The 19,241-nt window shown below is 72.6% G+C and carries 21 protein-coding genes and 1 tRNA gene; 14 read left to right on the forward strand and 8 right to left on the reverse strand.

Annotated features, from left to right (window positions below):
• Nucleotide 1: 1 nt before the first annotated feature.
• The 5 genes from JOF41_RS04250 to JOF41_RS04270 all read left to right on the forward strand — a co-directional run bounded on the left by JOF41_RS04250 (nt 2) and on the right by JOF41_RS04270 (nt 4,833).
• Complete coding sequence (locus tag JOF41_RS04250; protein WP_189226012.1) at nt 2-763, forward strand: SDR family NAD(P)-dependent oxidoreductase; 762 nt, start codon at nt 2-4, stop codon at nt 761-763.
• 75 nt (nt 764-838) lie between these two features.
• Complete coding sequence (locus JOF41_RS04255; protein ID WP_307867225.1) at nt 839-2,020, forward strand: hypothetical protein; 1,182 nt, start codon at nt 839-841, stop codon at nt 2,018-2,020.
• Nucleotides 2,017-3,483, forward strand: coding sequence for a substrate-binding and vWA domain-containing protein (locus tag JOF41_RS04260; protein WP_209616264.1), 1,467 nt, complete (start codon nt 2,017-2,019; stop codon nt 3,481-3,483). Before JOF41_RS04255 ends, JOF41_RS04260 begins: the two co-directional genes overlap by 4 nt.
• Nucleotides 3,470-4,231: a hypothetical protein gene (locus JOF41_RS04265; protein WP_189226010.1), complete on the forward strand. Its 762-nt coding sequence runs from the start codon at nt 3,470-3,472 to the stop codon at nt 4,229-4,231. The genes JOF41_RS04260 and JOF41_RS04265 overlap by 14 nt, the downstream gene beginning before the upstream one ends.
• A 29-nt stretch (nt 4,232-4,260) precedes the next feature.
• Nucleotides 4,261-4,833, forward strand: coding sequence for a TetR/AcrR family transcriptional regulator (locus tag JOF41_RS04270; protein WP_189226009.1), 573 nt, complete (start codon nt 4,261-4,263; stop codon nt 4,831-4,833).
• Here JOF41_RS04270 and JOF41_RS04275 read toward each other — a convergent pair.
• The 4 genes from JOF41_RS04275 to fabG are packed head-to-tail and all read right to left on the reverse strand — an operon-like array spanning nt 4,794 to nt 7,308.
• Nucleotides 4,794-5,294, reverse strand: a complete 501-nt coding sequence (locus tag JOF41_RS04275; RefSeq protein ID WP_189226008.1) for a hypothetical protein — start codon at nt 5,292-5,294, stop codon at nt 4,794-4,796. The two genes, JOF41_RS04270 and JOF41_RS04275, sit on opposite strands and share 40 nt — an antisense overlap.
• Nucleotides 5,295-5,317: 23 nt before the next feature.
• Nucleotides 5,318-6,061: a MerR family transcriptional regulator gene (locus tag JOF41_RS04280; RefSeq protein ID WP_209616267.1), complete on the reverse strand. Its 744-nt coding sequence runs from the start codon at nt 6,059-6,061 to the stop codon at nt 5,318-5,320.
• Between the two features lie 9 nt (nt 6,062-6,070).
• Nucleotides 6,071-6,547 (reverse strand): MaoC family dehydratase, encoded by a 477-nt coding sequence (locus tag JOF41_RS04285; protein WP_372448469.1) that lies wholly within the window; start codon nt 6,545-6,547, stop codon nt 6,071-6,073.
• Nucleotides 6,547-7,308, reverse strand: coding sequence for a 3-oxoacyl-ACP reductase FabG (gene fabG, locus JOF41_RS04290; RefSeq protein ID WP_189226006.1), 762 nt, complete (start codon nt 7,306-7,308; stop codon nt 6,547-6,549). Before fabG ends, JOF41_RS04285 begins: the two co-directional genes overlap by 1 nt.
• A 127-nt stretch (nt 7,309-7,435) precedes the next feature.
• Between fabG and JOF41_RS04295 the strand changes: the two genes are divergently transcribed.
• Nucleotides 7,436-8,233 (forward strand): SDR family NAD(P)-dependent oxidoreductase, encoded by a 798-nt coding sequence (locus tag JOF41_RS04295; RefSeq protein ID WP_209616270.1) that lies wholly within the window; start codon nt 7,436-7,438, stop codon nt 8,231-8,233.
• Between the two features lie 5 nt (nt 8,234-8,238).
• The gene (locus JOF41_RS04300; protein ID WP_209624016.1) at nt 8,239-9,195 is read left to right on the forward strand and encodes a quinone oxidoreductase family protein; all 957 of its coding nucleotides are present in this window, start codon (nt 8,239-8,241) and stop codon (nt 9,193-9,195) included.
• 157 nt (nt 9,196-9,352) lie between these two features.
• On the opposite strand, the gene JOF41_RS38110 is transcribed toward JOF41_RS04300, so the two are convergent.
• From JOF41_RS38110 to JOF41_RS04320, 4 genes are all read right to left on the reverse strand, one after another.
• Entirely contained in the window at nt 9,353-9,823 is a 471-nt protein-coding gene (locus JOF41_RS38110; protein WP_209616272.1) for a DUF6319 family protein, read from the reverse strand.
• A 152-nt stretch (nt 9,824-9,975) separates the two neighbouring features.
• Nucleotides 9,976-11,151: a S8 family serine peptidase gene (locus JOF41_RS04310; RefSeq protein ID WP_189226003.1), complete on the reverse strand. Its 1,176-nt coding sequence runs from the start codon at nt 11,149-11,151 to the stop codon at nt 9,976-9,978.
• Between the two features lie 108 nt (nt 11,152-11,259).
• Entirely contained in the window at nt 11,260-12,444 is a 1,185-nt protein-coding gene (locus JOF41_RS04315; RefSeq protein ID WP_189226002.1) for a cation:proton antiporter, read from the reverse strand.
• A gap of 5 nt (nt 12,445-12,449) precedes the next feature.
• A complete protein-coding gene (locus JOF41_RS04320; RefSeq protein ID WP_189226001.1) occupies nt 12,450-12,932 on the reverse strand; it encodes a cation:proton antiporter regulatory subunit in 483 nt (160 codons plus the stop codon).
• A gap of 19 nt (nt 12,933-12,951) precedes the next feature.
• On the opposite strand from JOF41_RS04320, the gene JOF41_RS04325 reads away from it, so the two are divergent.
• From JOF41_RS04325 to JOF41_RS04355, 7 genes are all read left to right on the forward strand, one after another.
• Entirely contained in the window at nt 12,952-14,064 is a 1,113-nt protein-coding gene (locus JOF41_RS04325; protein ID WP_209616275.1) for a DUF1015 family protein, read from the forward strand.
• A gap of 85 nt (nt 14,065-14,149) precedes the next feature.
• Entirely contained in the window at nt 14,150-14,884 is a 735-nt protein-coding gene (cmk, locus tag JOF41_RS04330) for a (d)CMP kinase (RefSeq protein WP_209616278.1), read from the forward strand.
• Nucleotides 14,881-15,534, forward strand: a complete 654-nt coding sequence (locus JOF41_RS04335; protein ID WP_189225998.1) for a lysophospholipid acyltransferase family protein — start codon at nt 14,881-14,883, stop codon at nt 15,532-15,534. The genes cmk and JOF41_RS04335 overlap by 4 nt, the downstream gene beginning before the upstream one ends.
• Entirely contained in the window at nt 15,531-16,940 is a 1,410-nt protein-coding gene (gene der / locus JOF41_RS04340) for a ribosome biogenesis GTPase Der (RefSeq protein WP_209616281.1), read from the forward strand. The genes JOF41_RS04335 and der overlap by 4 nt, the downstream gene beginning before the upstream one ends.
• A gap of 22 nt (nt 16,941-16,962) precedes the next feature.
• A complete protein-coding gene (locus tag JOF41_RS04345; RefSeq protein WP_189225996.1) occupies nt 16,963-17,622 on the forward strand; it encodes a response regulator in 660 nt (219 codons plus the stop codon).
• Nucleotides 17,616-18,728 (forward strand): sensor histidine kinase, encoded by a 1,113-nt coding sequence (locus tag JOF41_RS04350; protein ID WP_307867226.1) that lies wholly within the window; start codon nt 17,616-17,618, stop codon nt 18,726-18,728. The genes JOF41_RS04345 and JOF41_RS04350 overlap by 7 nt, the downstream gene beginning before the upstream one ends.
• 140 nt (nt 18,729-18,868) lie before the next feature.
• Nucleotides 18,869-18,942, forward strand: a tRNA-Pro gene (locus JOF41_RS04355).
• Nucleotides 18,943-19,241: the final 299 nt, after the last annotated feature.

Consider the following 19,241-nt stretch of genomic DNA (forward strand, 5'->3'; position numbering starts at 1 on the left):
GATGTCGATCCTGGACAAGTTCCGCCTGGACGGCCGGGTGGCCATCGTCACCGGCGCCTCCTCCGGTTTGGGCGTGGCCTTCGCCAAGGGCCTGGCCGAGGCGGGCGCCGACGTGGTGCTGGCGGCGCGCCGGGTCGAGCGGCTGGAGGGCACCGCCGAGCTGGTGCGGGAGGCGGGCAGGCGCGCGCTGGTCGTGCGGGCCGATGTGGCGCGGCCCGAGGACTGCCGCGGAATCGCTCAGGCCGCGGCCGAGTTCGGCCAGGTCGGCGTGCTGGTCAACAACGCGGGCGTGGCCTCGGCCGTGCCCGCGAGCAAGGAGACGCCCGAGCAGTTCCGCGGCGTGCTCGACGTCAACCTCCACGGCGCGTACTGGATGGCCCAGGCCGCCGCCGCGGTGATGACCGGCGGCGGGTCCATCATCAACGTCTCCAGCGTCCTGGGCCTGGTCTCCGGCGGCCTGCCGCAGGCGGCCTACTCGGCGTCCAAGGCGGGCCTGCTGGGGCTGACCCGCGACCTGGCCCAGCAGTGGACCGGTCGCAAGGGCATCCGGGTCAACGCGATCGCGCCGGGCTACTTCGCCTCCGAGATGACCGACCAGTACCCCGACGGCTACCTGGAGTCGCACATCTCCCGGATGCCGATGGGGCGCGTGGGCGACCCCGAGGAGCTGGCCGCCGCGGTGGTCTTCCTGGCCTCCCCGGCGGGCGGGTACGTCACCGGCGCGACCTTCGTGGTCGACGGCGGCGTCACGCTGGGCGGGTGACCGAGCTGTAACCCGCTGTGCGGGGCGATCGATCTACCCTGTGCAAGGGGGCGTCGCCGTCGCACGGGGGAGTTCGTGGCCGCGAGTCGCACGTTCGAGGAACCAGCTCTGACCGTTCTCGCGCCGCCGAGACCGGTGCTGCGGCGCAAGCGCTACCTGCTGCCGTTCGGCATCAGCGCGGCGGTGGCACTGGTCGGCGCGATCGCGCTGTTCGTCAGCGGCACCGTCGCGCTGCCGTTCAAGCAGGTGCTGGTGATCACCGGCAAGCTCGCCTCGAAGTCGGAGTTCTTCACCGACGACGTGGTGCGCCGCCTCCTGATGGCCCAAGGGGTGCAGGTGCACATCACCAGGGCCGGGTCGCGGTCGATCGCCACCAACGACATCGACAGCTACGACTTCGTGTTCCCGTCGGGGCAGCCCGCCGCCCTGCTGATCCGCAACCAGCGGCAGCGGGAGTCGAAGTACGCCAAGGTGCACAAGCCGTTCTTCAGCCCGATCGTGCTGGCGACCTACCGCGACTACGCCGAAGCGCTGCAAGCCGTGGAGCAGGGCGAGCCGGACAAGTCGCTCTACTACAACCTGCCGATGACCTCGCTGGTCGAGCACATCAAGGAAGGCCAGACCTGGAACGAGCTCTCGCACGGGTTGAACAACGGCAACAGGGTGCTGGCGCAGACCTCGGACATCTGCTCGGCCAACTCGGCGGCCACCTACCTGGGGTTGATCGCGTTCGTGGAGAACGGCAACCAGATCCCGCAGGACGAGGAGTCCGCGCTGGCGCTGGCCGACCGGATCAAGCCGCTGCTGACCAGCCAGGGCCTGCCCGGTGACGACATGTCCAAGCAGTACCTCGCCCCCGAGGGCAAGGGGCTCGCGCCGGTCGCGGTGATCTACGAGCACCAGTACCTGGCCCACCAGATCCGGCTCAAGCAGCAGACCGGCGAGATCGACCGCAACCGCGTCCTGCTCTACCCCGAGGCGCAGGTGCAGACCGTGCCCGAGCTGATCGCGCTGACCCCGGCGGGCGACCGGCTCGGTGAGATGATCACCAACCACCCCGGACTGCGCAAACGCGCGTTGGAGCTGGGTTTCCGCGTCTTCGAGCCGGACGGTTCGCTGTCCCAGGGCCAGCTGACGGGGTTCCTGAAAGCACTGGGCATCGACGTGCCGAGCACCGGTGTCGGCGACACGGAGACGTTCCTGCCCTCCCTGCCGCTGCTGGAGAAGATGATCGAACGAGTCGGGGACTGCCCGTGAAGCGCCTGGCGGCGGTCCTGCTGGCGGCGCTGCTGGCGGCGAGCTGCTCGGCGGAAGCGCCCCCACCGGCCAGGCTGACCGTGCTGGCCTCCCCCGAACTGGCGGACCTGGGGCCGGTGCTGGAGCGGCTGCGTCGCGACACCGGTGTCGAACTGGTGCTGGAGCACCGCAACACGCTGGAAGCCACCGCCGCGCTGGCCTCCGGCGGTGCCGGGCACGACCTGGCCTGGCTGTCGTCGGACCGCTACCTCAAGCTCAGGGGCGCCCGGCCGCCGCTGTCCACCAGCACGATGGCCTCCCCGCTGGTGATCGGTGTCAAGAAGGGCGTGGCGGACCGGGTGCGCGGCGGCACGTGGGCCGAGGTGGCTGACCGGGCGGCGGCGGGCGAGCTGCGGTTCGGCATGGCCGACCCGCACCGGGCCGCCAGCGGGCTGGACGCGCTCGTCGGAGTGGCGACCGCGGCAGCGGCCACCGGATCGGCGCTGCGGCCCCAGGACGTCACGTGCGACAAGCTGGGAGGGTTCCTCACCGGCCGGGCTTTCAGCGCGCCCACGTCCACGGCCGCCGCCGACGAGTACGTGCGCACCCAGGACGACGTGGACGCGCTCATCGGCTACGAGTCGGTCCTGTTGTCCCTCAACGACTCCGGCAAACTGCGCGAGCCCCTGGAAATCGCTTACCCACGTGACGGGATCGTCTTGTCGGACTACCCGCTGATGCTGCTCAAGCCCGAGCGGCGCGATGCCTACGACCGGGTGGTGGACTGGCTGCGCGGCGAGCGGGGACAGCGGCTGCTGATGGAACGCGGGCGCAGGCCGGTCGAACCGGACCTGCCGCGCCCGCCGCGGCTGAGCGAGCCGATCGGCAACGCGCTCTACTTCCCCGACCGACAGGAGGTCCTGGACACCCTGTTGGCCGCCTACGACCGCGCGGCGGCAGGCGAACGCGGGCGGGTGGTGTTCGTGCTGGACTACTCCACCTCCATGGCGGGCGCGCGCATCGCCGGACTGCGGGAGGCGTTCGCCACGCTCGGCGGCGGGGGAGGGTTCGACCGGTTCGCCGTGGGGGAGACCATCACCGTGGTCCGCTTCGCCGGGCGGGTGCTCCAGGAGCACACGGTCACCGTGCGGGGCCAGGCCGACCTGGACGCGCTGCGCGACGTGCTGGCCGCCGACGACCTGGTCGACGGCACCGCGATCTGGTCCGCCCTGGACCGCGGCCACCGGCTGGCCGAGGGCGGCGCGGTGGTGCTGATGACCGACGGCGAGAACAACGCGGGCATCAGCGCTGAGGAGTTCCTGCGCGCCCTGCCCGACCCGCCCGCGCGCACCTACGCGATCCGGTTCGGCGAGGCCGACCCGGTCGAGCTGGACCGGGTGGCCAAGGCGACCGGTGGGCGCGTGGTGGACGCGGCGACCGGGTCGCTGCTGGAAGCGGTGAAGGAGATCCGTGGCTGTCGATAGGGGCCTGTGGTGGTCGGTGTGGTGGCCCTGGGCGGCGGTGTGGCTGACCACCGCGCTGGCGCTGGTCGTCGCCGCGGTGGTGCTCGTGCTGGCCTGGCGCGCCCGGCACCGCTACGCGCCGAGGGCCGAGGTGCCGGGGCTGACCCTCTACCTCGACGAGAAGGCCGTCATGGATCTGTACCAGGTCGGCGGGTACGGCGACGCGATGGCCAAGGAGGTCGTCGACCGCGTCGGCGTCACCAAGGACGGCAAGATCGCCCTCAAGGGGCTGGACATGGGCCTGGAGGGGGCCCGCGCGTCCGGCCGCGAGGTGGTCAAGACCTACATCGAGAACTACGAGCCGATCGCCGTGGTCGGCCTGCTGCTCGACGCGCTGGAGTCCGGCGACGGCGTGGTGCACGTCGACCTGCGCGACCGCACGGTCCGCGGCACGCCCGCGCTGGTGCGGGCGCTGGGCGAGGAGAGCGCCAGGACCGCCCGGCTGAGGCGGATCGACACCTACGTGTCGGTGCGGGGCGTGTTCCGGGTGGCGGAGGAGGGCAGCGGCACCACGGTGCTGCTGGCGCCGTTCGGCGACCCGGACGACCCGGAGGAGGGCCCGCAGGTGCGGGTGGAGTGCCAGAGCGCCGGGCTGCGCGACGACGTGGTGCCCGACGGCGTGTTCAACGCCCGGTGCCTGGGCAAGGTGCAGTCGTGGAAGGCGCGCGACGGGGAGCTGGTGATCCGGCCGATCGCGGTGTTCCAGTGAGCGCCTGCCCGATCTGCGATCCTGGTGGCATGGCATCGGTTCCGGAGCGGCTGGTCGAGGCCGCGACGCGGTTGTTCGCCGCCAAGGGCTACGACCGGGTCGCGGTGCAGGAGGTCGTGGACCTGGCGGGCGTCACCAAGGGCGCCATGTACCACTACTTCGGCTCCAAGGACGACCTGCTGCTGGAGATCTACGGCAGCCTGCTGCGGATGCAGACCGAGCGGCTGGAGCGGTTCGCCCAGGGCGGTGCCCCGGTCGCCGAGCGCCTGCACGCCGCGGCGCTGGACGTGGTGGTGACCAGCGTGGAGAACTTCGACCAGGCCAGGGTGTACTTCAACGCCGCGGATCACCTGCCCGAGGCCAAGCAGCGCGAGGTGCGGGCCGAGCGCAGGCGCTACCACGAGCGGTTCCGCTCGCTGGTGGAGGAGGGGCAGGCCACCGGCGTGTTCCGCGCCGACGTGCCCGCCGACCTGGTGACGCACTACTTCTTCGGCTCGGTGCACCACCTCGGGCAGTGGTACAGCGCCGAGGGGGCGCTGTCGGCCAAGCAGATCGGGCGGCACTACGCGGACCTGTTGCTCAGCTCTTTGCGCACGGCCTGAACGGCGGCGTCCGGGTTGTTGGCGTGGAACCGGACGCGCCGCCCGTCGGTCAGCTCGACCACGACGTTCGAGGTGGCGGGTCCGATCCGCAGCGCCGCGCCGTCGTTGCTGTCGACCTCCCGCCGCACGGCCGCCACCTCCGCCAGCGCGACGGCGGTGTCCTTGAGGAACCCGTGGCGCAGCCGCAGCTCCCGCGGCCCGACCAGGTGCGGGTGGGTGCTCAGGGAGAGGTAGAGGGCGGTGATCCACACCAGGCCGTAGAGGCCGAGCACCAGGAGCACGACGCGGGCGGCGAGCCAGGGCAGGAGCACGTCGACCGCGATGATCTCCACGATGGACAGCACCACCATGCACAGCAGCACCGCGCGGTCGTCGTCGTAGGGCACGGCGGTGGTTCCGGGCGGCACGTCCCGCTTCCCGGTGATCCCGGCCCGCAGCGCTGCCCACATCCTTCGTTCCATGCGGGCAGGGTGGAGGCCTGACGCTACGTCAGGGCAAGCCGTTCGCCGATGGCGGCCATCACCCGCTGCTGCGCGGTGGTGTAGGAGCGCAGCAGGTCGGCGAGCAGCTTGTCGGCGGCCGTGCCCGCGCCGGTGCCCGCGCCGGTGCCCGTGCCGGTGGCCGCGGGCCTGGGCAGCATGGCGGCGAACCGGTCGGCCAGCGCGTCCACGTCGGCCTGGTCCGCTCGGGCGTCGAGGTCCTGGAAGGCGAGCACGGCCTCCAGCCACACCTGGAACGCGTCCGGGTCGTCGAGCACCCGGCGGCACAGGCGCTCCAGTTCCCCCAGCGCTTCCGGGGCCAGGGCGAGCATCATCAGCACGGCCTGGCGCTCCCCGGCCAGCAGGGCCTCGCGCACGCCCGCCTCGGCGAACCGGCGGTGCGCCTCCTCGACGGCCTGCGGCACCACCAGGTCCGAAGTGGACTGCTTGAGCTCGGCGATCCGGCGCCTGCGCTCGGCGATCTCCTCCTGCTGCGCCGCGAGTTCGGCGTCGAAGGCGTCGAGCAGACCGGGCAGGTCGCCGGTCAGCGCCTGCGGAATGCGGTCCAGCGGCAGGCCCAGCTCCCGCAGCCGTCGGATGCGCAGCAGCCGCACCAGGTCGGCGGCGCTGTAGCGGCGGTGGCCCCACTGGTCGCGCTCGGGCTCCTCCAGCAGACCCTCGGCGTGGTAGTGCCGGACGGCGCGCACCGTGGTGCCCGCCAGCCCGGCCAGCTCACCGATGCTCAGCACACCCGCAGGCTAACTCCCGGACGCCTGTCGGGGCACCAGCAGCACCACGGTCTCGGCCACGCAGCCCGGCTTGGCCGCGCCCTCGATCTCCACGGTCACCTTGACCACCGCCTGCTTGCCCGGCGGCAGGTCGGTGACCTCCACCAGTTCCGCCCCTGCCCGCACGCGGGAGCCCACCACCACGGGGTTGGGGAACCGGACCTTGTTCAGCCCGTAGTTCACCCCCATCGACAACCCTTGGACCTGGTAGATGTCGCGCACCAGCAGCGGGATCAGCGACAGCGTCAGGTAACCGTGCGCGACCGGGGCCCCGAACGGGCCCTTCGCGGCCTTCTCCAGGTCCACGTGGATCCACTGGTGGTCGCCCGTGGCGTCGGCGAAGAGGTTGATCTCCTCCTGGGTGACCTCGTGCCACTCGCCGTACCCCAGGTGCGTCCCCTTGGCGGCGGCGAACTCGTCGAGGTTCGCGAAAGTCCGCAACGCCATCAGTCCTTCGGCCCGCCCGCCACGTAGACCACCTGTCCGGACACGAACCCGGCCCCGTCGCTGACCAGGAACGAGGCGGTGTGCGCGATGTCCTCGGGCACGCCGACCCGGCCCACCGGGATGGTCGCCGCCGCGCCCTTCTTGAAGTCCTCGAAGTCCACGCCGATCCGCGCCGCGGTGGCCGCGGTCATGTCGGTGGCGATGAAGCCCGGCGCGATGGCGTTGACCGTGATGCCGAACTTGCCCAGCTCGATGGCCAGCGTCTTGGTGAAGCCCTGCAGCCCCGCCTTGGCCGCCGAGTAGTTGGCCTGACCGCGGTTGCCCAGCGCCGAGGTGCTGGACAGGTTGACGATGCGCCCCCAGCCCGCCTTGGTCTGGAACCTCTGCACCGCCCGGCTCATCAGGAACGAGCCCCGCAGGTGCACGTTCATGACCGCGTCCCAGTCGTCGTCGGTCATCTTGAACAGCAGGTTGTCGCGCAGGATGCCCGCGTTGTTGACCAGCACGACCGGCGGGCCCAGTTCGTCGGCCACGCGCTGCACGGCCGACTCGACCGAGGCGCTGTCGCTGACGTCCACCCCGACGGCCACGGCCCGACCGCCCGCGGCGGTGATCTTCTCCACCGCCTCGGCGCAGCTGTCCTCGGTGAGGTCGAGCAGCGCCACGGCGAAGCCGTCCTGCGCCAGCCGCGTGGCGACGGCGGCGCCGATGCCGCGCGCGGCACCGGTCACGATCGCCACCCGAGCGTCGGTCTCGGCCACGTCTGTCCTCCTCGGTCCACAGGCTAAGCAAGCGCTTAGAAACGTACCGGCCCGACTAGGCTTGACGCCAGAGTCGTCCCGCCAGGACCATACCGACTGGTCGGAATGTAATCGACGAGGAGGGGTCTTGGAATTCGACGGCAAGGTCGCGCTGATCACCGGCGGGGCGAACGGCATCGGCGCGGGCGTCGCGCGGGCACTGGCCGAACTGGGTGCGCGCGTGGTCGTGGCCGATGTCGACCAGGAGCGCGGCAAAGCGGTCGCCGACGAGGTGGACGGGGTGTTCACCCACTGCGACGTCCGCGACCCCGAGAGCAACCAGGCCGCCGTCGGCTTGGCCGAGCGGCAGTTCGGCGGACTGGACATCGCGGTGCTCAACGCGGGCATCGCCACGGGCTTCGGCCTGGGCGAGGACTTCGACCCCGAGCGCTACCGCACCGTCATGGGCGTCAACCTCGACGGCGTCGTCTACGGCGTGAACGCCGCACTGCCCGCCCTGAAGAAGCGCGGCGGCGGGCACATCATCGCCACCGCCAGCATGGCCGGTCTGGTGGCGATGCCGCTGGACCCGGTCTACGGCGCCAACAAGGCCGCCGTCGTCGGACTCGTGCGCGCGCTGGGCCCGGTGCTCTCCGCGGACGGCGTCACCGTCAACGCGGTCTGCCCGTCCTTCGCCGAAACCGCCATCATCACCGGCTTCAAGGACACCATCCAAGCGGCGGGGATGCCCGTCATGGACGTGCGCGAGGTGGTGGACGCCTTCCTCGCCGTGCTGCGCCGCGGCAAGGGCGGCGAGTGCTGGTTCGTCCAATCAGGACGCCCCAGCGAGCCGTTCGCCTTCGGCACCCCGCCCGGCCCGCGCACCGCCGACGGCGAGCGCGTAGCCGTGCGGAGCGACCGGCTCACCACAGACCAGGAGGCGTGAGACCCGTGCGCGCCATCCAGATCACCGAGTTCGGCGGGCCCGAGGTCCTCACCGAGGTCGAACTGCCCGACCCGGTGCCCGGTCCGGGCGAACTGCTGGTGGAGGTCAGCCGCGCGGGCCTGAACTACGCCGATACACACCAGGCCGAGAACTCCTACCTGGCGAAGATGGAACTGCCGCTGGTGCCCGGCGGCGAAGTCGTCGGCCGCACCCCCGAAGGGCGCCGCGTGGTCGGGCTGACCTCCTCCGGCGGCTACGCCGAGAAGGCCGTGGTCCCCGAGGCCACCGCCTTCGACGTGCCCGAGGGCGTGGACGACCTCACCGCGCTGAGCATGGTCGTGCAGGGCTCCACGGCGTGGCTGCTGCTGCGCCGGAGCGTCCACTTGGAACCGGGCGACAGCGTCGTCGTGCACGCCGCCGCGGGCGGTGTCGGATCACTGGCCGTGCAGCTGGCCAAGAAGTGGGGCGCCGGGCGGGTCATCGCCACCGCCAGCTCCGCCGACAAGCGCGCGCTGGCCTTGGAGCTGGGCGCGGACATCGCGATCGACTCCACCACCGAGGACATGACAGCGGCGCTGCGCGAAGCCAACGGCGGCCGCAAGGTGGACGTGGTCCTGGACATGACCGGCGGCGCGGTGACCGACCAGAGCATCGCGGCGCTGGCCCCGTTCGGCAGGCTCGCCTTCTACGGCATGGCCAGCCGGGAGAAGCCCACCCCGGTGGAGCCCGCCAAACTGCTGTCGCACTCCACCGCCGTCGTGGGGATGTGGCTGCCGCACGCGTTCCGGCTGCCTGGTCGGGTCGTGCACCGCGCCATGGCGGAGCTGTTCGACCTGGTGCTGGCGGGCGAGCTGCGCGCGGTGCCCGGCGGCGAGTACGGCCTGTCCGAGGTGCGCCGGGCGCACGAGGACCTGCGGTCGCGCCGCACCACCGGCAAGCTGGTCCTCGACCCCAAGGGCTGAGCTGTGCTGAATTGCCGCGCCTCCGGCGCGGCCTCGCGCGGTGGTCGCCAGGCTGGCGCCGGGGCTGTTCGGGCTCGCGTGACCGGGGCGGCTGTTGCGCGGAAGCGGCGAGGCAGGCCGTGGGCCTGCCTCGCCGCTGTGGAACGAGGACCGCTGGTCAGTCGCTGAGCTCGGCCAGCGCCTGCTTGACCTTGGCCAGCTCGGCCTCCAGCTCCTCCATGCGGGTGCGGTGCTGGGCGCGGGCGGTCTCGATGACCTCGTCGATGCCCCCGGCGATGTCGTCGTGCAGCTCCTTGGCCGCGCGCGACACGGCGGCCGCCGAGATGCTCAGGCCCGAGACGACCCGCTTGGTGCCGTGCACCAGGTCGGCCTGCCACTCGCCGTCGGCGGTGCCGGTGACGGTGAGCGTCAGCTCGACCGTGCGGGTCTTCTTCGCCGTGCTCTTCACCCGCTTCGCGGGCTTGGGCTCCTCGGCGACCGGTGCGGCGACCGGTGCGGGGGCCGGGGCGGGAGTCGCCGCGGGCGCCTCGGCGGCCTTGTCCGCGACCTCGGCCGCGGCCCCCGCCTCGGGAGCCTGCCGCACGGGTGCGGCGGACGCCTCGGCGCCCACCTTGTCTTCCTGTTCCACGAGCGTGTCCGCCTGCACGTTCTCGTTTCCTCTCTGCGCGTCCGGCTCGACCCGGCGTGATCTTAGAACACTTGTTCGAAAATGGGTCGAACGCCCCGCACAGCGTAGGGGTAGCGCGATCGAGAACCGGTGGCGGGACGCCCGCCCCCGCGTCAGGGAGCCTGCACCAGACCCGCACCCACATCGGTGGAGGGCAGCCCCAGGCGACGACCGGACTGCATCAGCCGCGCCCACAGCTCCCAGCCGCGCGCGTTGTACTTCTGGGAGATCAGCGCCGCCACCCCCGCGACGTGCGGGGTGGCCATGCTGGTGCCGCGCAGCCTGCGGTGCCACGGGTCCTTGTTCCACGAGGAGTGCACGTCGACACCGGGGCCGACCAGGTCCACCTGGCCGACGGTGTCCACCGTGCCGCAGGAGAACTCGGCGATCGCGCGGTGCACGTCGATGGCGCCCACGGACAGGATCGACGGGCAGTTGGCCGGGTGCCCGACCGGCGCGACGACGCCGGGGCGGGCGCTCTCGTTGCCCGAGGCGGCGATGATGAGGGTGCCCCTGGCCAGCGCGCGCTCGGCGGCCTGCTCGAAGATCTGCGAGTACGGGGTGCCCGGCCGCACGGCCGCGCCCAGCGACATGGAGATCACCGCGCAGTTGTTGGCCACCGCCCACGCGATACCCGCCAGGATGCCGCCGTCCGTGCCGGTGCCCGCGTTGCTGAGCACCTTGCCCGCGTAGATGTCGGCCTCGTGGGCCACGCCGTAGCCGGGCCCGCCGAGGGAGGGCTTGCGCGGTCCGCACGCGCTGCCCACGCAGTGCGTGCCGTGCCCGTGCGCGTCGTCGACCGACTCGCCCGCGACGAACGAGTTGGTCAGCACGGTGCGGCCCGCGTAGTCGCCGTGCGCCGGGGTGAAGCCGGTGTCCAGCACGGCGACCCGCACGCCCTTGCCGGTGGCGGTGCTCAGGTTCGCGCCCACCGCCTGCAGGCCCCAGGTGAACACGCTCTCGTCGACCGCCGCGGCGGCCTGCTCGGCGGTCACCGCGTAGGCCCGCACGACCCGCTCCGGCTCGACCACCGCGATCGGGCCGGGAGCCTCGGCGGCGCGGGCCAGCAGGCTGACCTGCTCGGGCACCGCGTCGACCACGGCGATGCCCAGGTCCTGGAAGATGACGCCGTCGGCGGCGGCCAGCTCCTCGCTGGTGGCGGAGTCGGCCGTGCTGGCCGCGTTGATCCCGGCGACCCGGTTCAGCTCGCGAGCGCCCGCGGCGGTGGAGTTGTCGTCCATCAGGACGAGGTAGCGGCCGGTGGTCTCGGCGCCCGTTGGTTGCGACATGACGACCCCTTCGGGGTGTGGCGGCAGTCAGTGGTGACGCGGACCGCGCCGCCGGGACGCGGTCCGCTTGCCAAGACTGAGGTCCCTGAAGGGAGCCAGATACCCCGATCAGACCGCCGCGACCTCGCTACCACGCTTTCGGGTGAACATGGTGGCCAGGGGCTCGACCACCCGCGCCGCGACCGGACCCAGCACCGCCATCAGCAGCACGTACGCCGTGGCCAGCGCCGCCAGCCTGCCGTCGACCGCGCCGGAGGCCACGGTGAGGCTGGCGATGACGATGGAGAACTCGCCCCGCGCCACCAGCGCCGCGCCCGCGCGGGCGCGCCCCATCCGGCCCACGCCCTGCCGCCGCGCGGCCCACCACCCGGTGGCCACCTTCGTCGCCGTGGTCACCACCGCCAGCGCCACCGCGGGCACCAGCACCGGCGGGATCGACGCCGGATCGGTGTTCAGGCCGAACACCACGAAGAACATCGCCGCGAACAGGTCGCGCAGCGGCTCCAGCATCCGGGTGGCGTTCTCTGCGGTGGACCCGGAGATCGCGATGCCCAGCAGGAACGCGCCCACCGCCGCGGAGACCTGCAGCTGCGAGGCCACGCCCGCCACCAGCAGCGCCGAGCCGAGCACCTTGAGCAGGAACACCTCGGGGTCCGGGCTGTCCACCACCGCCGAGACGTAGCGGCCGAACCGCAGGGCCACGACCAGCACGACGGTGATCGCGGCCAGCGAGATGCCCACCGCGCTCAGCCCGCCCAGGAAGCTCACGCCCGCCAGCAGCGCGGTCAGGATCGGCAGGTACACCGCCATCGCCAGGTCCTCGAAGACCAGCACGGACAGCACCACCGGGGTCTCCCGGTTGCCGAGCCTGCCCAGGTCGCCCAGGACCTTGGCGATGATCCCCGAGGAGGAGATGTAGGTGACCCCCGCCATGGCCAGCGCCCCGACCGGGCCCCAGCCCAGCATCAGCGCCACCACGGCGCCGGGGGTGGCGTTGAGCACGATGTCGACCAGCCCGGCGGTCCAGGACCGCTTCAGGCCGGTCATCAGCTCGGCCGCGGAGTACTCCAGGCCGAGCAGGAGCAGCAGCAGGATGACGCCGATCTCGCTGGCGAGGTGCGCGAACTCCTCGATGCCCGCCAGCGGGATCAGGCCGCCGTGCCCGAAGGCCAGGCCCCCGATGAGGTAGAGCGGGATGGGGGAGACGCCGATGCGCCACGCCAGCTTGCCGAGCAAGCCCAGGCCGAAGAAGACCGCCCCCAGTTGGACCAGTGCGATCGCTGTTGTGTGCAAAGGGGTCAGCCACCACCCAGGAGATCGGCGCTCTCCCGCAGACCGTCGGCGGTACCCACCACGACGACCAGGTCACCGCCCGCGAACACGAAGTCCGGCCGCGGCGACGGGTGCACCGTGCCCGCCCGGAGCACGGCCACGATCGACGCGCCGGTGCGGGTCCGCAGCTCGGTCTCGCCCAGCGTGCGGCCGTCGTAGTGCGAGCCGGGCACGATCGGGAACTGGCGGGTGGTGACGCCCGCCACGTCGCGGTTCTGCTCCTCCAGGTGGGCCACCAGCTGCGGCGCGCCCAGCAGGCCCGCCAGCGTGCCCGCCTCGGCGGGGGAGAGCGGGATGGACGCCGAGCAGGCGTCCGCGTCCCCCTCCTTGGACACGATCAGCTCGAAACGGCCGTCGCGGTAGGTGATCACTCCCAGCCGCCGCCCCGCGCGGATCATGAAGTCCTGACGGGTTCCTATCCCTGGCAAGGGCGTTACCTCGACGTTCATGCGTGCGATCGTAGCTTCCGTGGTGGAACTCGTGCGTCCGGTTCGCGTAGGTTGGGTGGTTCGGGACCAAGTGCCCGGACCGGACGTCGACGAGTTCGCCGAACCGGAGCGGGTGATCGCGGCACTGGCCCGCGCGCGGACGCGCACCCTGCTCGCCGTGCAGCACCCGCACCGCACCCCGCAGGCGCTGGCGCGCGGGTTGAGCCTGGTGGACGCCCTGCCCCACGCCCGCGACGAACTGGCGGTGCTGCGCCACACCGCCTACCGCCGGGTCACCGACGTGGTCGCGCCCTACCGCGTGGACGGACCGGACGGCACCGCGCACGGGCTGCTGTGCGTGGTGGACCCGACAGCCGTCGGGCACACCGAGGAGGTCTACCCCGAGGTGGTCGCCGAACGGGCGCGCGTGCTCTCCGACCTGGGCTGCGCGACCAGCGCCGCCATGCTGGTGCCGGTGGCCGAGCGGGTCGAGCTGACCGAACTGGTCGCGGAGATCGACGACGAGCCCGCGGCGAGCGTGGTCGACAGCGGCGGGCGCAGGCACCGGCTGTGGCTGGTCGGTCCCGGAGCCAGGCAGGACGCCCTGCTGGCCGCGGCGGGCGCGCACCCGCTGATGGTCGCCGACGGCAACCACCGCGTCGCCGCGGCCGCCGCGGCCGGGCTGGACGGCCTGCTCGCCCTGGTCACCGCCGGACCGGCGCTGCGCGTCGGCCCGATCCACCGGGCGCTGACCGGAACCGGGCTGGCACTGCCCGACCTCGCCCGCGCATGGCGCGCGGTGGGCCTGCGGGTGACCGAGGTCGACGCCGCGCACCGCCCGTCGCGCGGCGTCGTGATCGCCAGGGCGGGCGGCGCGGCGCTGCAGGTGGAGCTGCCGGGCCGGGGCGCCGACCACGTGGCCGTCGAGCGCGTGCTGCTGGAGCGGGCGCTGGGACTGGACCCGGAGAGCCGACAGGTCCGCCCGGTCACCGACGAGGACCAGCCCGATGCCGACGCGGTGCTGCTCATCGCCCCCGTGCCGCTGGCCGACGTGCTGGCCGTGCACGCCGAGGGCGGCCGGATGCCCCGCAAGAGCACCTACTTCACCCCCAAGCCGCGCAGCGGCCTGCTGCTGGCCGACCTCGGCCGCTGATCCGCCCCTACCACCGGCCGGTTCGGTTGTGACCGGCCGCACCCGGCACAATGGAGCCATTCGGCGGCTTGGAGGAGGAAACCCGGTGGGACACGGTGAGCTGCGTGGCGTGGTGGCCCTGGACGGGCCCTCCGGCACCGGCAAGTCCTCCGTCGCGCGCAAGCTGGCGGCGGCACTGGGCGCCCGCTACCTGGACACCGGCGCGATGTACCGGGCGGTGGCGCTGGCCGTGCTGCGCGCGGGTGTCGACCCCGCCGACGCCGAGCGCGTCGCCGCGGTCGCGGCCACCGCCGACCTGGTGCAGACCACCGACCCGGAGGCCTCGACCACCACGCTGGACGGCGCCGACGTCGGCGCGGAGATCCGCGGCCCCGAGGTGACCACGGCCGTGTCACCGGTGTCGGCCGTGCCGGAGGTGCGCGAACTGCTGGTCGCCGAGCAGCGCCGGATCATCGCCGAGGCGCTGGAGCAGGTGGGCGGCATCGTGGTCGAGGGCCGCGACATCGGCACCGCCGTCGCCCCCAGCGCCGAGTTGAAGGTCTACCTGACCGCGGACGCCCACGCACGTGCCCAGCGGCGATCCCGGCAGGACGCCGCGTCCGGCCGCGCGGCCAGCCTGGACCAGACCCTGGCCGACGTGCGCCGCCGCGACGACTACGACTCGACCCGCGCGGTCTCCCCGCTGCGCCCGGCCGAGGACGCCGTGGAGCTGGACACCACCTCGCTGGACCTGCCCGCCACCCTGGCCGCCCTGCTGGAGCTGGTCGAGGAGCGCGGGCTGCGGGTGGCCGCGCAGCCGACCGGACGGGTGGGCGGGTGACCGACCAGCTCCCCGAAGGAGCCGTGCCCCGGCTGGTCGACCTCGGCCGGTGGATCGCGCGAGTACCCTTCCAACTGCCGTTCCGGGTGCGGGTGCGCGGCCGCGAGCGGATGCCCGCGACCGGCCCGGTGGTGGTCGTGGCCAACCACAGCTCGATGGTGGACGGCCCGCTGCTGTTCGGCGAACTGCCCCGCCGGGTGGTGTTCCTGATCAAGCAGGAGATGTTCCGCGGCCCCGCGGGCTGGTTCCTGCGCCGGATCGGCCAGCTGGCCGTGCGGCGCGGCGAGGTGGACCGGGCGCCGCTGCTGGCGGCGCAGAAGGTGCTCAGGGCGGGCGGCGTGGTCGGCGTGTTCCCCGAGGGGACCCGCGGCTCCGGCGACGTGGCCAGCGCCCAGCAGGGCGCGGCCTGGCTGGCGCTGTCGGCCGACGCGGTGGTGCTGCCCGTGGCCTGCCGGGGCACCCTGCGACCACCGGGATCGCGCAGGCGGTTCCGACCCGTGGTGGACGTGCTGATTGGCGAGCCGTTCGCGCTGCCGCCCGGCCGGGGCAGGCAGGCGCTGGCGGCGGCCACCGAGCAGGTCCGCGACCGCTTGGCCACGCTGGTGGCCGAGCTCGACGACAAGCGAAGCGCGAGTGGAGAAGCACGATGACGGACTTGGACGGCACGTGGACCGACGAGTCCGAGTGGTCGGAATTCGACGACGATTCGTTCGGCGGTGACGAGGGCGGCGCACCGCCGCAACCGGTGCTGGCCGTGGTCGGCAGGCCGAACGTGGGCAAGTCGACGCTGGTCAACCGGATCATCGGCCGCCGCGAGGCGGTCGTGCAGGACGTGCCGGGCGTGACCAGGGACCGGGTGGCCTACGACGCGCTGTGGAACGGGCGCAAGTTCACCGTGGTCGACACCGGCGGCTGGGAACCCGACGCCACCGGCATGATGGCCGCCGTCGCCGCGCAAGCCGAACTGGCCATGAACACCGCGGACGCGATCCTGTTCGTGGTCGACGCCACCGTCGGCGCGACCACCACCGAGGAAGCCGCCGTCAAGGTCCTGCGCCGCTCCAAGCGCCCGGTGCTGCTGGTGGCCAACAAGGTCGACGACGAGCGGCTGATGGCCGAAGTGGCCTCGCTGTGGTCGCTGGGCCTCGGCGAGCCGATCCCGGTCAGCGGCCTGCACGGCCGCGGCTCCGGCGACATGCTCGACAAGATCCTCGAAGCGCTGCCCGAGACCCCGCGCGACACCTTCGGCGCCGCAACCGGCGGCCCCCGCCGGGTCGCCCTGGTCGGCAGGCCCAACGTGGGCAAGTCCAGCCTGCTCAACCGGCTCACCGGCGAAGACCGCGCGGTCGTCGACTCGGTCGCGGGCACCACCGTGGACCCGGTCGACTCGCTGGTCGAGCTGGACGGCGAGGTGTGGCGGTTCGTCGACACCGCCGGACTGCGCAAGCGGGTCAACTTCGCCAGCGGCGCCGAGTACTACGCCTCGCTGCGCACCAAGGCCGCCATCGAGTCCGCCGAGGTGGCCATCGTGCTGCTGGACGCGGCCGAGCCGATCAGCGAGCAGGACCTGCGGGTGCTGACCATGGTCGTGGAGTCCGGGCGCGCGTGCGTGCTGGCGCTGAACAAGTGGGACCTGGTGGACGAGGACCGCAGGCACGCCATGGTGCGCGAGCTGGAGCGGGGCCTGGTCCGGGTGCCGTGGGCGGAGCGGGTCAACATCTCCGCGCTGACCGGCCGCGCCGTGCACAAGCTGGCACCCGCCCTGCGCACCGCGCTGAACTCGTGGGACACCCGCGTCCCCACCGGTCGGCTGAACTCGTGGCTGTCCGACCTGATCGCCGCCACCCCGCCGCCGGTGCGCGGCGGCAAGCAGCCCAAGGTCCTGTTCGCCACCCAGGCCGCCACCCGACCGCCCACGTTCGTGCTGTTCACCACCGGGTTCCTGGAAGCCGGGTACCGCCGCTTCGTGGAGCGCAAGCTGCGCGAGGAGTTCGGCTTCCAGGGCAGCCCCGTGCGCATCTCGGTCCGGGTGCGGGAGAAGCGCCAGAAGAAGTGACCCGGTTGCTCCGGCAGGCCTGATGCGGTTGCCTGGCGTCGTGCCGGTGCGATTGGTCCTCGCGGACGACGAACCGCTGCTCCGCCGGGGGCTGCGGGTGCTGCTGGAAGCCGACGGGCGGGTCCAGGTGGTCGCCGAGGCCGCCGACGGGGCCGCCCTGCTCGACGCCGTGCGGGCCACCAGCCCCGACGTGGCGCTGGTCGACGTGCAGATGCCGGGAGTGGACGGCCTCACGGCGCTGCGCACCCTGCTGAGCAGACCCGACCCGCCCGCCGTGGCGGTGCTGACCACGTTCGACCTGGACGACTACGTGGCCACCGCGCTGGACCTGGGCGCCCAGGGCTTCCTGCTCAAGGACGCCGAACCCGAGGCCCTCATCCGCGCGGTCGTCGACCTGGCCGCGGGCGGAGCCGTCCTGGACCCGCGGATCACCGCCCGCCTGCTGCCCAAGCTGCGCGGCGGCAGGCTCAAGTCCAACACCCAGCTGGACAGCCTGAGCACCCGCGAACGCCAAGTCCTCGCCCTGGTCGCCGACGGCCACCCCAACGCCGTGATCGCCGCCGAACTGGGCCTGAGCGAGGCGACCGTGAAGAGCTACGTCTCCACGGTGCTGATGAAGCTGGGCGTGGACAACCGCGTCCAAGCCGCCCTGGTCGCCCACCGGGTGGGCGGCACGTGGTGATCCTCGGGGAAGTGCTGGCCGTCACGGTGCCCGCCGCGATGGCGCTGATGGCGGGCACCGCCCCGTACGAGTGGTCCCTGCCCGCCGCCCTCTTCGCGTGCATCGCGCTTCCGCTGCGCCACCGCCGCCCCTGGCTGTCCCTCCTGGCCTGCCTCCCGGCCCTGCTCGGCGGCCTGGGCTGGCCCGCGACCGTGGTAGCCCTCTACCACATCGGCCGCACCTCAGGCGTGCGCAGCATGGCGGCATGGGTGGCGGTGACGACGCTGACCCCGGCCACCCTGGTCGTGATCAACGAATCCCTGCCGCCCAGCAGAACCCTCCTCACCTACGCCTTCACCCTCTTCGTCTCCGGCGCCCCCACCGCCCTGGGCGCCCTGATCACCACCCGCCAGGAGCTGACCACCACCCTGGCCGAAGCGCAGCGGGCCCGCGCGGCCGAACTGGCGGCCAGGGAGCACAGCGCCCGAGCAGCCGAACGAGCCCGCATCGCCCGCGAGATCCACGACGCCGTCGGCCACCACGCCACCCTGATCGCCGTCGAATCAGCCGCCCTGGCCGCCACCACGGACGAACCCGAGACCCGCGCGGCGGCACTGCGGCTGAGAACGTCGGCCAAGGAAGCGCTGAACGAGATGAGAGCAGCCCTGGCCCTGCTCCACGCCGAGCCGCCGCGAAACCACGACGGCATCCCCACCCTGGTCGAACGCGCCCGCGCCGCCGGCGTGAAGGTGACCCTGGACGACCAGAGCGGCCCCATCCCGCCCGCAGTGGGCAGGGCCGCCTTCCGCGTCGTGCAGGAAGCCCTGACCAACGTGACCAAGCACGCACCAGGAGCCGAGGTCCACGTGCGACTGTCCCAGCGGGACGGGACGCTGCGGATCAGCGTCGTGAACGGACCACCCACGGCAGCAGCCGCCGAACCGAAAGGCGACGGCATCGGACTGCACGGCCTGGCCGAGCGGGTGCGGCTGGCGGGTGGCACCCTGCGGTGCGGCCCCTCCGGCGATGGGTTCGCGGTGGAGGCAACCTTGCCGATCAGCTCGTCGGAAGACGGCGAGGAAGGCGCGGGCTCACGCGGTGCCCGTCGTGGTCAGGCCAGCGCGTAGCGGGAGGTCCGGCCGGCGGAGGCCGGTGGTGGCTGATTTTCGCTGTTTTCGCAGGTAGGGGCGATGAGGGACCCCGGTGTCGGGGGATCTTCGCGGGATGCGCTAAGCTATGCGCGCACCCCCGGAGACGGGGATGTGGCCGGGACGTGGCGCAGTTTGGTAGCGCACTTGACTGGGGGTCAAGGGGTCGCAGGTTCAAATCCTGTCGTCCCGACGGTCGAAAGAAGCCCGCTGACCTGGGATGTTTGCCCAGGTCAGCGGGCTTTTTCGTGCGCTGATGTCGATCTTTGCGTGGTCACGGAACGGTAACTTTTCGATCTTGGTGAACGCTGTTTAGGAGCGAAATCGGGAGCGGGTGGCTCCGGATCTTTGACCAGGACCAAATGGGGTCGCCTCGAACGGGTGAATGTCGCCAACCGACGTCAAACGTCACCCGGTGGTGGTGACCGGCTGCGGGATTCGTCAAGTGTTGCGGATCGGCGTCGGTGTGTTGCGGAAGGCGGCCTGGCGTCG

This window comes from Saccharothrix coeruleofusca (assembly GCF_017876325.1).
GTDB lineage: Bacteria > Actinomycetota > Actinomycetes > Mycobacteriales > Pseudonocardiaceae > Actinosynnema > Actinosynnema coeruleofuscum.

What these genes read in the sequence shown, in the direction of transcription:
- JOF41_RS04250 (WP_189226012.1), top strand. Translation starts at nt 2, where the DNA reads ATGTCGATCCTGGACAAGTTCCGCCTGGACGGCCGGGTGGCCATCGTC.
- der (WP_209616281.1), top strand. Translation starts at nt 15,531, where the DNA reads ATGACGGACTTGGACGGCACGTGGACCGACGAGTCCGAGTGGTCGGAA.
- JOF41_RS04345 (WP_189225996.1), top strand. Translation starts at nt 16,963, where the DNA reads ATGCGGTTGCCTGGCGTCGTGCCGGTGCGATTGGTCCTCGCGGACGAC.
- JOF41_RS04285 (WP_372448469.1), bottom strand. Translation starts at nt 6,547, where the DNA reads ATGGCGTTGCGGACTTTCGCGAACCTCGACGAGTTCGCCGCCGCCAAG.
- JOF41_RS04275 (WP_189226008.1), bottom strand. Translation starts at nt 5,294, where the DNA reads ATGGAACGAAGGATGTGGGCAGCGCTGCGGGCCGGGATCACCGGGAAG.
- JOF41_RS04310 (WP_189226003.1), bottom strand. Translation starts at nt 11,151, where the DNA reads ATGTCGCAACCAACGGGCGCCGAGACCACCGGCCGCTACCTCGTCCTG.
- JOF41_RS04320 (WP_189226001.1), bottom strand. Translation starts at nt 12,932, where the DNA reads ATGAACGTCGAGGTAACGCCCTTGCCAGGGATAGGAACCCGTCAGGAC.
- JOF41_RS04270 (WP_189226009.1), top strand. Translation starts at nt 4,261, where the DNA reads ATGGCATCGGTTCCGGAGCGGCTGGTCGAGGCCGCGACGCGGTTGTTC.